Below are 13429 nucleotides of genomic sequence, written 5' to 3'. Positions count from 1 at the left end.
ATCTATGATATGATGACTCTTGTAAATCAGGATTGTTACTGCTCGGCAGGCAAAACCGGAGTTATCTCACGACATGTAGGCGGGATGATTCTAGGTTTTTTTATGTTGAATGGAGGATCAAGATGATCATTGGAAGAGTACTAAATAACAATGTGATTTCTTCTGTTAATCCACAAGGCGAAGAAATCATTTGTATGGGTAAAGGAATTGCATTTCAAAAAAAGGCTGGCGATGTAGTCGATGATACATTGATCGAAAAAGAGTTTGTATTGAAAGATTCGGTAACGAGTCAACAATTCCAACAACTTCTACAAGATGTTCCTGCTGAAGAAATTGAGTTAGTAAAAAAAATCGTTGATTATGCAGAGGCAGAACTAGATGTGTCGTTATCTTCAGCGATTTATCTAAATTTGACTGATCATATGCATTATGCGATCATGCGTGCCAAAGAAGGAATCGAACTTCCAAATCCATTGTTATTTGAAACAAGAAAGTTTTATCCTAAAGAGTTCCGTTTAGCACAACATGCATTAGAAAAAATCGAAGAGTATTTTGGAGTGAGTTTGCCAGAATCAGAAGCGGGATTCATTGCGTTTCATATCGTCAATGCACAACAGCAACATGCAGATATGTCGCAAACTTTAGAAGCAACAGAAATGGTGCGTAATATATTGACGATCATCAGCCGTTACTTTGGGATTACACTAAATTCTGAAACACTGAGTTATCAACGGATCGTTACGCATCTACAGTATTTTGCACAACGTTATTTATCCGAAACGCTTACAGATGAACCAGATGAATTTTTATTTGCACTGATTCAGTCCAAATATCCAAAAGCTTTTCAAGCAGTACAACGAATCAATGATTTTTTGATCACGCGTTATGCGCGTCCGATTGGAGAATCCGAAATGATTTATTTAACCATTCATATTGAACGTGTTGTTCAAGAATAAGAAGTATCAATCTTAGTGGATTGTGACTGGTCAAGCAGGCAAAACCCAGATTGAAAAGACAACTAATCTGATTAGATAGTGTTTTTTCAATTTGGGTTTTTTGTTTACAAAAATGAAGAAAAGGGAGAAAATATCATGTCAAAAAATCAAGAAATTGCAAGCCGTGTATTAGATGCAGTCGGCGGAAAAGAAAACGTCAATAGCGTAGTTCATTGTGCGACGCGTTTACGTTTTAAATTAAAAGATGAAGAAAAAGCTGATACAGAACGTTTACAAGAAGATCCAGATGTCATTCAAGTTGTACGTAGTGGTGGTCAGTATCAAGTCGTGATCGGCAGTCATGTAAGCGATGTCTATCGTGAATTGATCGATCAATCAAATTTAAGTAGCGCATCAGATGATGATTCAGGTAAAAGCGAGACTGTATTAGGCAGATTGATTGATATTGTATCGTCGATCTTTACACCATTTTTAGGTGCGATGGCAGGAGCCGGAGTATTAAAAGGGTTTTTAACACTGGCCTTAGCCTTAAATTGGTTGACCGATACATCGGGGGTTTATATTGTATTATTTGCGATTGCAGATGGATTTTTCACCTACTTACCAGTAGCATTAGCTGTTACCGCAGCACGCAAATTCAAAACGAATGAATTCTTGGCTTTGGCTTTAGCGATGGCTTTGGTTTATCCAACGATTACCGCTTCTGCGGGTCAGACGTTGAGCTTTTTAGGGTTACCAGTAATTATTGGGGCAAGTGCCTATACTTCTTCAGTAATTCCAATTCTATTAGCTGTCTTTATTCAAAGCTATGTCGAACGATTTTTCAAAAAAGTTGTACCGGACTTCTTACAGATCATTTGTGTACCAGTAGGCGTGTTCTTAATTATGGCACCATTAACTTTTATTGCAATCGGCCCAATCGGTACGATTCTAGGCGATTGGTTAGGTAAAGGATATGGCGCGATTTACGGTCTTAGTCCATTGGTTGCTGGAGCTGTGATGGGTGGATTATGGCAAGTATTTGTGATGTTTGGAATGCATTGGGGATTTGTACCGATTGCTTTATTGAATTTAACGCAATATGGGTCAGATTCAATGGTTCCGATGCTATTGCCAGCAGTAATTTCTCAAGCTGGAGCTGCATTAGCTGTTTTCTTTATAACCAAAAATACTAAATTAAAAGGATTGGCGATGTCTTCTACGATCACGGCATTCTTTGGAATTACAGAACCGACTGTATATGGGGTAACACTACCACTTAAAAAACCATTTATTGCTGCATGTATCAGTGGTGCTGTGGGTGGCGCGATCATTGGATTCTCGCACGTTCAAAATTATGCCTTTGGTCTAGTGAGCATTTTAAGTTTACCAAGTTTTATTCCTCAAGATACAAAAAGTTTAGATGGCGTTATTTGGGCTGCGATCGGAACAGCAGTAGCCTTTGTGTTGGCCTTTGTGTTAACTATGGTATTGCGTTTTGAAGATAAACCAGAAACTGCACCAAAAACAACATTAGAAAAAGTCGATGAAGTAACGGATACAGTAACCGCACCTACAACAGATGCACATCATTATACAATTGCAAGTCCTTTAACTGGGAATGTATTGCCTTTAAGCAAAGTCGAAGACCAAGTCTTTGCATCAGAAGCATTAGGTAAAGGAATTGCGATTGAACCGACTGTCGGAGAGCTTTATGCGCCATATGATGGTGAGATCACAACGATTTTTCCAACTGGACATGCAGTCGGTATTACGACGATTGACGGAATCGAAATTTTGATGCATATTGGAATGGACACAGTGGCTCTTGAAGGTAAAGGATTTGAGGCATTTGTGAAACAAGGCGACAAAGTTCAAAAGGGAACGCTATTGATTCGTTTTGACATTGAGTTTATCAAAGCACAAGGCTATCCTGTTGTAACACCAGTCGTGATTACGAACACCGCACAATTTACGGATGTGCTTGATTTAGATCAACAAACAATTTTAAACGGCGAAGATGTATTGACGATCGTCAAATAGAAAGGTGGAAAAAAGATGACAAACTCAGTATTTCCCGATGGATTTTTATGGGGTGGCGCAACAGCGGCGAACCAATTAGAAGGTGCATTTAAAGAAGGTGGCAAAGGATTATCTGTAGCCGATGCAATGCCTGGTGGAAAAGCCCGTTTAGATGTCTTAAGTAGCGATACATTTGATTGGACAATCGATGAAGACAAGTACATTTACCCAAACCACCGTGGAATCGATCATTACCATCATTTTAAAGAAGATATTGCATTATTTGCGAAAATGGGCTTCAAATGTTACCGTTTCTCAATTGCGTGGACACGTATTTTTCCTAAAGGTGATGAAACAACTCCAAATGAAGCAGGATTAGTCTTTTATGAACAAGTGATCGATGAGTGTGTAAAACACGGGATCGAACCCGTGATTACGATTTCTCATTATGAAATGCCATTGCATTTAGCCAAAGAATATGGCGGTTGGAAAAATCGAGAATTGATCACATTTTACGAGCGCTATGCAAAAGTCGTGTTAGAACGTTTCCACAGCAAAGTAAAATACTGGATGACATTCAACGAAATCAACTCTGCTTTTCATTTTCCGGCACTAAGTCAAGGAATGGTCAAATCAACGGGTGCAGGTGATTACCATAATGTATTCCAAGCGTGGCATAATCAATTTGTTGCAAGTAGTAAAGCTGTCAAAATCGGTCATGAATTAAATCCAGAACTTCAAATTGGCTGTATGATCATCTATGCAACCACTTATAGTTTTGATTCAAATCCAGTCAATCAAATGGCAACGATCGAACAAAACCAAGAAATGAATTTCTTCTGTGCAGATGTACAAGTACGTGGTGAATATCCAGTTTATACTAAACGTATTTTTGATAAATACAATGTTGGCGAATTGGATATTGCAGAAGGTGAATTGGAACTCTTAAAAGACTATCCAGTTGATTACATTGGGTTTAGTTACTACATGTCAAGTGTTGTCAATATCACAGACGAAGAAGCAGCAAAAGCTAGTGGAAACTTATTAGCTGGCTTAAAAAATCCTTTCTTAAAAGCAAGTGAGTGGGGCTGGCAGATTGATCCAGTTGGGTTGCGTATTGCGTTAAATGAATTATATAATCGTTATGAAAAACCAGTCTTTATCGTGGAAAATGGCTTAGGTGCAATCGATAACGTCGATGAAAACTTCTACGTAGAAGATGAGTATCGAATCGATTATTTACGTGAGCATATTGAAGCGATGGCTGATGCAATCAAAGATGGTGTAGATATCATGGGCTACACACCTTGGGGTTGTATCGACCTTGTCAGTGCCTCAACGGGTGAAATGAGTAAACGTTATGGCTTTATCTATGTTGATCTTGATGATGAAGGCAATGGTACAGGTAAGCGTTATGAGAAAAAATCATTTAATTGGTATAAAGATGTGATTGCAACAAACGGGTCTAAATTAAATTAAATACTTAAAAGCGGATAGTCGACTATCCGCTTTTTTGGTATAGTGCTGTAAAGGGGGAATGGGTATGAATGAAAAAATTCAGTTTAAAAAACTGTGTCGCTCAGATCAACATGCGTTACAAGTGGTAAGTATCGTAAGTTTTTATGAATCTTTTATTGAAGGGGCAAACGCGAAAGATATGCAAGAATATCTTCAACATGCCTTTACACCACATCAGTTAGCAAAAGAATTACAAGATACGAATACAACATTTATCGGTGTCTTTGATGGTCAAGTATTAATTGGGTATATAAAACTAGTCTATTTTCCTCAAGTAAAGCAACTTGAAGTCAAACGATTATATGTCATCGAAGGATATCAAAATCAAGGATTAGGTAAAAAATTACTGGATCAAGCCCAACAGATCGCCATACAAATGGAGTACCACGAATTGATCGTGACCGTCTATGAAAAAAATCATGCTGGATTACGATTTTATCAACGCGAGGGATTTTTACCATATGAAGAAACCATTGTCTATCTAGGTCAACAAGTACGAACTTGTCCAATATTGAAAAAGGAGGTGTGACAGATTTCTGTCACACCTCCTAAAAAATGGCTAAATGTTTAGCTTTTTTTGGCTTATTTCTGGGAGCTAATTAGTCTCTTGTTTCATTTGGAAGAGGCACCATAATTTGTTGTCCATTTTGGTAAAGGGCCAATTCAGTAACTCCTTTTTGTCGAAGTAAGGCAAAAAGATCGTCAAAATGAAATCGGAAATGTTCAAGGTAATGGCCATCTGAACCGATGCTAAACAGTGTACCACCGCGTGATTGATACAGATCGATCACGTAATCATAAAGAGCTAAGTTGTTATATAAATAAGCACTTTTCGCATTTAATTCAAAAGCAAGTTTTTTGTCGATCACTTTATCTAAAATAGGTAAAAATAATGCTTCATAAGCTTGAAATTCCGCAACAGATAAGCCAAAAACCCGAAAACCGTAATCGAAATGTGCGAAGACATCTGCTTTGACAACATCTAATGCTTCTGAAAGTTGTGCAAAATACTGAGGAATCACAATAGCAGGATCCATTTCTTTCACTTCATCATCTAGATAATCAAAAGAGCCATTATGATGAACACTGAGTAATTTTAAATCATAATCTTTATCTGTTAAATACTCCAAGATCCGTTCTTTTTCAGAGGCGATATAGCCAATCTCAATTCCTTTTAGTACCCGATTTCCATATTTTCGGTTTAATGTATCAATCGTTTGGCTATAGGCTTTGTAGTCCGGAATATCATCCGTCTTCGTTACAGGATTGGCTAAATCAAAATGCTCGGTCGTGACCACAAATCCTTCATAGTTTGTTAAATAATCTTCAAAATCAGCATTTGAATCGTAAGAAAAATGGGTATGTAAATGTTGATCATAGTATTCCATAGTGTTTTCTCCTCTTTGTGAACAAATATTTAAGACGAATGTTTCTTAATTCTATTATACTTAATTTTCACTTTTTTGCATTTTTTTCTTGCAAAATAGGAAAATAATCATTATGATAAGTTCAATATCATAAATGATTAAAAATATATAATAAAACGATGAAAGAAAAAGGCTTATTCCATTCTTTTAAAGAGAGCTCTTGGTTGGTGAAAAAGAGTAAGAACAATAAGACGACACATTCTGGAGTGTTTTTTTGAACAGATAAATATCTAAAGTAGGAAAAAACGGTAGTTCCGTTATCGCTAAGATCATTCGAAAGAGTGACCTGATGAGTTTTGATTTGTGAGAATCAAAAAAATCAGAGGTGGAACCACGTGTTGACGTCCTCTAGCCAATAGTGCTAGAGGGCGTTTTTTTTTATTAGGAGGAGGACGCAATGGAAGGATTACGAAAGATTCAACCTTATATACCTGGAGAACAAGTTGATTATCAACGTGTTATCAAATTAAATACGAATGAACATGCTTATTTACCTTCACCAAAAATTAAAGAGACATTAGCAACATTTGATTTGGCAAAATTACAACGGTATTCTAGCGTTGACAATCAAGCCTTATGTCGGGTCATTGCACAAAATGAAGGACTTGAGGATGAATGGATCACAACGGCTAATGGGAGTGATGATATTTTAGCTTTAGCTTTTCAAAGCTTCTTCCAAACAAAAGCTCCGATTATTTTTCCCGATATTACATATGGGTTTTATCCGGTGTGGTGTGAATTGTATCAAATTCCCTATCAGTTACTGCCATTAGATGATCAATTTCAATGGGACTTTACAAAGATCCCACAAGCTATTGGAGGACTCGTATTAACAAATCCAAATGCACCGACAGGAAAAACCGTATCAAAACAAGCGATTATTGATCTATTAGAACGTTTTCCAGAGCAAGTTATTATTGTAGATGAGGCGTATCAAGCATTTAACGAAGAAAGCGTAGCACCTCTTGTTTCGAAGTATCCAAATCTGTATGTGACACGTACACTATCAAAAGATCATGCATTAGCAGGATTGCGTGTCGGATACGGGATTGGATCCCCTCGTTTAACACAAGTCATTAAAGCCGTGAAAAATTCATATAATCCTTACGCAGTCGATGCACTCGCAGAAGCCGTGGCAATTACCGCCCTAGAAGATCGAGCTTACTATCAAAAAGTAAATCAACAAATTCTTCATACACGTAGCTGGTTTAGTGAACAATTGACGCAACTAGGATTTAATACATTAGAAAGCCACACAAACTTTGTACTCACGACACATCCTAGTCATAAAGCCAACATATTATACCAGCAGTTAAAAGAGCATGCGATTTATGTTCGTTATTTTGATACCCCGCGTTTAAAAGACTATCTACGCATTTCGATTGGAACGCAACAAGAAATGGAACAAGTGACCACGCTACTACGTAAATTAACGCAAAAGGAGATATAAAGATGAGAAGAAAACAGTTACCAGCTGGGACAAAAGATCGTCTGTTTCGCCGAGCTGAGGGAGTATATCAATTAGAATACAAGATCAATGAGCTTTTGCGTCAACGAGGATTTCAACGTATTGAAACGCCGATCATTGAATTTGCGGAAGTGTTTGAAGGAAGCCACAATCAAGAAGGGTTTTATCGTTTTTTTGACAACCAAGGTCGACTGTTGACTTTACGACCAGATATGACCTCTCCGGTCGGCCGGGTAATTGCGTCTACCAAAGTCGAACTTCCTCTAAAATTACGTTATAGCGGCAAAGTGTTTCGCTATCATGATGAAATGAAAGGGTTACAAAATGAATTTACGCAAGCTGGTGTGGAGATCATTGGCTTTCCTTCTTTGAAAGCAGAATACGAAGCGATCTTATCTGCAGATTGTGTGCTCTCAGCTTTGAATATTCCTAATTATTCAATTGAAATTGGACATGCAGGTATTTTTCAACAGATCGTTTCGGAATTGAAACTGGATGGGGCACAAGCAGAACAGCTGAAAATCCATTTTTTAAATAAAAGTATTACAGATATTGCCGATTTAGTCCAACAGCATCCTAGCTCGATCGATGCCTTTTTAAAAGAAATCCCTAAATTATTTGGAGACATTGAATCGACTGTAGCTAAAGCAAAACAATTATTACCTGAAAACCATCCGATTTTAACCGATCTTGCTGAAATCGAAACATTGATCAATTTCTTTTCAGAAGAGTTAACCTCACGTTTACGTGTCGATTTAGGGATGGTTGGATTGATGGACTATTATACAGGCATCATGTTTTCTAGTTTTAGTGAGGGCATACCAGAGAATTTCTTAAGTGGGGGACGTTACGATTATTTATTCAAACGCTTCGACTTAGCACAAACGAGTTCTGTAGGCTGGGCGATGAATGTGGATACATTATTTGATCGTTTGTATCAACGTCCAACAGGTCAAGATCATGAGAAAATTCTGTTGTATTTTGAAGAAGACACCGCTATCCATGCTGGAAAATGGGATCAGATCGGCGTTGAACTTTCGTTATTTAGTACGTATGAACAAACACTAGCATATGCCAAAAAATGGGACTATAACGCCATTTGGTGCATCGATAAAACTGGCACAAAACAAGAGGTGAACTTATGACAAAACCAATTACAATCGCGTTGACAAAGGGCCGCTTAGAAAAACAAACCTTGGAATTATTTGCAAAAGCTGGCTTTGATGTCGCCTTTATGCAAGACAAAAAACGTAAATTGATTTTTGAAAGTCCAGATGGAAAATTTCGATTTCTACTGGTTAAAGCGGTAGATGTGACGACTTATGTTCGCCATGGAGTCGCTGATATTGGAGTGGTGGGAAAAGATATTTTATTGGAACATCCAGAAGGGTATTATGAAATGCTCGATTTAGGCATTGGAGTTTGTCGGTTTGCCGTCGCTTCGACACCCAATTACGATCCAAATAATCACCGACGTAAGCGGATTGCTTCAAAATACCCAACCGTGGCTAGTCAGTTTTTTCAAGCGAAAAAAGAAGATGTCGAGATTATCAAAATTGAAGGTTCTGTGGAAATTGCGCCCTTGTTATCTTTAGCAGATGCGATCGTGGATATTGTAGAAACTGGAACGACATTAAAAGAAAATGGATTGATTGTTTTTGAGGATATTTGTCGTATTTCCGCTCGATTGATCGTCAATAAATCTGCATTAAAAAGCAATCCTGCCATTTTAACATTTATCAATCAAGTAGAACAGAGTTTGGAGGACCGTTTATGAACATGACGTGGTTAACAGGAAGTGTATCTGAGATTTTAGATGCCATTATGCTAGAAGAAAAAGAACCAAAAGATCAAGCTGCTCTAGATAATAACGTCTCAGCGATTATTCAAGAAGTTCGTACGTTGGGTGATCAAGCCGTAAAAGAATACACTGAAGAATTTGATGGAGTCACATTGGATGATTTAATTGTATCCGAAGACATCATTACTGAAGCATTTGAACGCATCGAACCAGAAGTTCAACAAGCATTAGAATGTGCGAAAGAAAATATTTTATCGTATCATACACACCAACTTGAGCAAGGATTTATTGATTTCCCACAAACTGGTGTAATGAGAGGTCAAAAAATTGTTCCGTTAACACGAGTGGGCGTGTATGTACCTGGTGGAACAGCGTCTTATCCTTCTAGTGTACTGATGAATGTTTTACCTGCAAAAATTGCTGGAGTTAAAGAAATCGTCATGTTTACACCTCCGCCAAAAGACGGGGTATTCAATGCAGCGATTTTGGTAGCGGCTCGCTTAGCTGGTGTAGATACGATTTATCAAGTTGGTGGCGCACAAGCTATCGCAGCTGCCGCTTATGGCACACAGACGATTCGTCCTGTAGATAAAATCGTGGGACCGGGGAATCGCTTTGTTGCCACAGCGAAAAAACAAGTATTTGGCAAAGTCGGAATCGATATGATTGCTGGCCCTTCTGAAATTGGGATCTTAGCTCAAGCTGGCGCAAACCCAGCATATCTAGCTGCTGATCTATTGTCTCAAGCAGAACATGACACGTTTGCACGCGCTTTTTTAGTAACCGACTCAAAAGAATTAGGTGAGGCAGTAGAAAAAGAAGTGTTTGCTCAACTTCAAACGTTACCGCGAAAAGAAATCGCACAACAAGCGATCGTAGAACAAGGAAAAATTATTTTGGCCTCTTCAGTGAGTGAAATGTTTACCTTGATGAATGCTTTAGCGCCTGAACATTTAGAAATCGCTTTTGAAGATGCGATGTCTTATCTCGATCAAGTCGAAAATGCAGGTTCCGTTTTTTTAGGTCCCTTTACAAGTGAACCGATTGGGGATTATCTAGCTGGAACCAACCATGTGTTGCCGACAAGTGGAACGGCTCGTTTTGCTTCAGCATTAGGTGTGCATGATTTTGTGAAACGAATCCAATATGTCTCCTATACAAAAGAAGCTGTACAACAAGCCTCACAAGCTATTCAAGTATTAGCCAATAAAGAAGGACTAGCCGGTCATGCCCGAGCAGTTGCCATGCGGGAGGAACAAAAATGAGACACGCGACGATTGTACGCAATACGTATGAAACGAAAATTGAATTACAGCTAAATCTAGATCAAACAGAACCAGTAGACATTCAAACGGGCGTCGGTTTTTTTGACCATATGTTAACCCTTTTTGCTCGTCATGCTCGAATTGCCTTAACAGTGAAAGCAGATGGAGATTTAGAAGTCGATAGCCATCATACAGTGGAAGATATCGGTATCGCTTTAGGACAAGCACTAAAACAAGCTCTAGGTGAGAAAGAACAGATCAACCGCTATGGAACCTCTTTTGTGCCAATGGATGAAACGTTAGGCATGGTGAGTTTGGATCTTTCAGGTCGTAGTTTTTTAGTCTTTGATGCAGAACTGACAAATCCAAAATTGGGTCAGTTTGATACAGAATTAACACAAGAATTTTTCCAAGCTTTTGCGTTTAACGCGCAAATGACGTTACATGAAAAAGTCTTATATGGGACAAACACGCACCATAAAGTGGAAAGTTTATTCAAAGCTACAGGACGTGCATTACGTGAAGCGATCACAATCAATCCAGAAATCAAGGGAGTCAATTCGACGAAAGGAGTGTTGTAATGATTGCCGTCATTGATTATGATGCAGGGAATACACGAAACGTATTGCGTGCATTAGAAGCGATTGGAGTCAACGCGGTCTTATCAAGTGACCCAGAAGTCTTACGTCAAGCAGATGGCTTGATTTTGCCAGGTGTTGGGGCGTTTAAGCAAGCAATGCAAGCGTTAGATGACCGCAATTTGATTGCGGTCATCCACGAACGAGTGGCACAACAGGTTCCGCTATTGGGAATTTGTCTAGGAATGCAGCTACTCGTTGAAGCAAGTGAAGAATATGGTTATACAAAAGGTCTTTCCTTGATTCCGGGAACGTGTCGTGCACTCACAGCTACTTCAGATTATCCAGTACCACATATGGGATGGAATCAACTACATGTTTTTTCGCCCGATGCATTGACTGAAGATGTCGATCAAGCCTATGTCTATTTTGTGCACAGTTATTATACAGATGTCCCAGAAGCTTATTTACGTGTCTTTAGTGATTACAATGGTCGCATACCGGCTATGATTTCAAAGGGACATGTATTTGGTGCACAATTCCATCCAGAAAAATCAGGAGATATCGGACACAAGATACTAAAAAACTTTAAGGAGTATGTTTATGGAGATCCTACCAGCAATTGATTTAAAAAATGGAAAAGCAGTACGATTATATCAAGGAGACTTTGATCAAGAGACTATTGTCAATGAATTTCCAGTAGAACAAGCACGCCTTTTTGCACAAGCTGGATTGTCGTATTTACATGTCGTCGACTTAGATGGCGCTTTAGAAAAAAAAGCAGTGAATGCAAAATTGATCGCACAAGTAAAAGAAGTAAGTCAAATGAAGGTAGAAGTCGGTGGCGGAATCCGCACGATGGAACAAATTGAAGCGTATTTAGCTGCGGGAATTGATCGCGTAATTTTAGGTTCTATGGCAGCAAAAGAGCCCTTATTTGCCAAAGAAGCGATTGCAAAATTTGGAGCAGAACGTGTGATCATTGGTATCGATGCTAAAAATGGACAAGTTGCCATCGAAGGTTGGAAAGAAGTTATTGCATTGGACTTTATCGAGTTGGCCAAACAACTTGCTTCATATGGGGCGAAAACGTTCATTTATACAGATGTTGCAAAAGATGGTACATTATCAGGTCCAAATATTGAACATTATCAACAATTGATTGCTGCTTTACCTGACTGTGACATTATTGCTTCAGGTGGTATTCATACAAAAGAAGACTTACTCGAATTAGCTGAACTTGGTGCAACAGGAGCGATTGTAGGGAAAGCTTATTACAGTGGCGCGCTAAGTTTAGATGTTTTGGCTAAAGTCAATGAAGGTGTAACATGTTAGCCAAACGCATCATCCCTTGCTTAGATGTGACGGATGGTCGTGTTGTAAAAGGCGTTAACTTTGTTAATCTAACGGATGTGGGAGATCCTGTCGCAATTGCGAAAGCCTACTATGAACAAGGATGTGACGAATTAGTTTTTCTAGATATCAGTGCAACGCATGAAGGGCGACAAACCATGGTCGAGATGGTATCCAAAACGGCAGATCAAGTGTTTATTCCTTTTACCGTCGGCGGTGGGATTCGCAGTATTGAAGACATGAATGCGATGTTAAAAGCAGGTGCAGATAAAGTCGCAATCAATTCTGCTGCATTGCGTCAGCCAACATTGATCCAAGAGGGTGCTCAAAAATTTGGCAATCAGTGTATCGTAGTCGCTATCGATGCAAAAAAAGTAGGAGAGAGTTGGCATGTGTTTGTTACAGGCGGACGTGAAGATACGGGTGTGGATGCTATCGAGTGGGCCAAACAAGCTGTAGACCTTGGTGCAGGAGAACTACTCGTGACCTCAATGGACAAAGATGGGACAAAATCAGGCTACGACTTAGCTTTATACCAAGCGATCAGTCAGGCGGTTTCTGTACCAGTAATTGCATCAGGTGGAGCAGGAGATCAAGAAGACATTATCGAAGTTTTGGAGAAAACACCGGCTACGGGTGCACTTGCAGCAAGTATATTTCATTACAACGAAGTCAAGATTCCCGCATTAAAACAAGCTCTAGCGGAGCGAGAGATCCCTGTACGACTTGTGGAAAAGGAGCAAATATAATGAAACCTGATTTTAAAAAACAAGATGGCCTAGTTCCAACAATTATTACGGATGCCACAAGTAAAGAAGTGTTGATGTTAGCTTACATGAATGAAGAAAGCTACCAAAAAACGCTAGAAACAAATCAAACATGGTTTTATTCGCGCAGTCGAAATGAATTGTGGCATAAAGGTGAAACGAGTGGTCACGTTCAAGAAGTAGTATCGATCAAAATCGATTGTGATGAAGATACATTGTGGATCGAAGTCAATCAGACAGGTGCAGCCTGTCATACAGGTGAAAAAACTTGTTTTTACCGCACGATACGTTAAAG

General features: G+C 38.9%; 14 protein-coding genes and 1 other annotated feature. Of the genes, 13 read left to right on the top strand and 1 reads right to left on the bottom strand.

Going from position 1 to position 13429, the window contains the following annotated elements; genetic code table 11:
• Positions 1-122: 122 nt before the first annotated feature.
• From licT to I573_RS10350, 4 genes are all read left to right on the top strand, one after another.
• Entirely contained in the window at positions 123-956 is an 834-nt protein-coding gene (licT, locus tag I573_RS10365; RefSeq protein WP_016186435.1) for a BglG family transcription antiterminator LicT, read from the top strand.
• Positions 957-1091: 135 nt separating this feature from the next.
• Positions 1092-2978, top strand: a complete 1887-nt coding sequence (locus I573_RS10360; protein ID WP_016186436.1) for a beta-glucoside-specific PTS transporter subunit IIABC — start codon at positions 1092-1094, stop codon at positions 2976-2978.
• Positions 2979-2993: 15 nt separating this feature from the next.
• On the top strand, positions 2994-4436 hold the full coding sequence (locus I573_RS10355; RefSeq protein ID WP_016186437.1) for a glycoside hydrolase family 1 protein: 1443 nt from the start codon (positions 2994-2996) through the stop codon (positions 4434-4436).
• 64 nt (positions 4437-4500) lie between these two features.
• On the top strand, positions 4501-5004 hold the full coding sequence (locus tag I573_RS10350) for a GNAT family N-acetyltransferase (RefSeq protein ID WP_016186438.1): 504 nt from the start codon (positions 4501-4503) through the stop codon (positions 5002-5004).
• A 70-nt stretch (positions 5005-5074) separates the two neighbouring features.
• Here I573_RS10350 and I573_RS10345 read toward each other — a convergent pair whose 3' ends face one another.
• Positions 5075-5863, bottom strand: coding sequence for a PHP domain-containing protein (locus tag I573_RS10345; RefSeq protein ID WP_016186439.1), 789 nt, complete (start codon positions 5861-5863; stop codon positions 5075-5077).
• 149 nt (positions 5864-6012) lie between these two features.
• Positions 6013-6254, top strand: a binding site (T-box leader).
• Between the two features lie 45 nt (positions 6255-6299).
• Here I573_RS10345 and hisC point away from each other — a divergent pair.
• From hisC to hisI, 9 genes are read left to right on the top strand one after another with little or no spacing between them, the layout of a single operon-like run.
• Complete coding sequence (gene hisC, locus I573_RS10340; RefSeq protein WP_016186440.1) at positions 6300-7352, top strand: histidinol-phosphate transaminase; 1053 nt, start codon at positions 6300-6302, stop codon at positions 7350-7352.
• 2 nt (positions 7353-7354) lie between these two features.
• A complete protein-coding gene (locus I573_RS10335; RefSeq protein ID WP_016186441.1) occupies positions 7355-8515 on the top strand; it encodes an ATP phosphoribosyltransferase regulatory subunit in 1161 nt (386 codons plus the stop codon).
• Positions 8512-9147 (top strand): ATP phosphoribosyltransferase, encoded by a 636-nt coding sequence (gene hisG, locus I573_RS10330; RefSeq protein ID WP_016186442.1) that lies wholly within the window; start codon positions 8512-8514, stop codon positions 9145-9147. Before I573_RS10335 ends, hisG begins: the two co-directional genes overlap by 4 nt.
• 2 nt (positions 9148-9149) lie before the next feature.
• On the top strand, positions 9150-10436 hold the full coding sequence (gene hisD / locus I573_RS10325) for a histidinol dehydrogenase (protein ID WP_035020882.1): 1287 nt from the start codon (positions 9150-9152) through the stop codon (positions 10434-10436).
• Entirely contained in the window at positions 10433-11017 is a 585-nt protein-coding gene (gene hisB / locus I573_RS10320; protein ID WP_016186444.1) for an imidazoleglycerol-phosphate dehydratase HisB, read from the top strand. Before hisD ends, hisB begins: the two co-directional genes overlap by 4 nt.
• A complete protein-coding gene (gene hisH, locus I573_RS10315) occupies positions 11017-11640 on the top strand; it encodes an imidazole glycerol phosphate synthase subunit HisH (protein ID WP_016186445.1) in 624 nt (207 codons plus the stop codon). Before hisB ends, hisH begins: the two co-directional genes overlap by 1 nt.
• Entirely contained in the window at positions 11618-12349 is a 732-nt protein-coding gene (hisA, locus tag I573_RS10310; protein WP_016186446.1) for a 1-(5-phosphoribosyl)-5-[(5-phosphoribosylamino)methylideneamino]imidazole-4-carboxamide isomerase, read from the top strand. The genes hisH and hisA overlap by 23 nt, the downstream gene beginning before the upstream one ends.
• Positions 12343-13116, top strand: a complete 774-nt coding sequence (gene hisF, locus I573_RS10305; RefSeq protein WP_016186447.1) for an imidazole glycerol phosphate synthase subunit HisF — start codon at positions 12343-12345, stop codon at positions 13114-13116. Before hisA ends, hisF begins: the two co-directional genes overlap by 7 nt.
• Complete coding sequence (gene hisI / locus I573_RS10300; RefSeq protein ID WP_016186448.1) at positions 13116-13427, top strand: phosphoribosyl-AMP cyclohydrolase; 312 nt, start codon at positions 13116-13118, stop codon at positions 13425-13427. The genes hisF and hisI overlap by 1 nt, the downstream gene beginning before the upstream one ends.
• Positions 13428-13429: the final 2 nt, after the last annotated feature.

The sequence above is a fragment of the Enterococcus sulfureus ATCC 49903 genome, assembly GCF_000407605.1.
In the GTDB taxonomy this organism is placed as follows: domain Bacteria; phylum Bacillota; class Bacilli; order Lactobacillales; family Enterococcaceae; genus Enterococcus_G; species Enterococcus_G sulfureus.
This window is presented reverse-complemented; position numbering and strand designations above follow the sequence as displayed.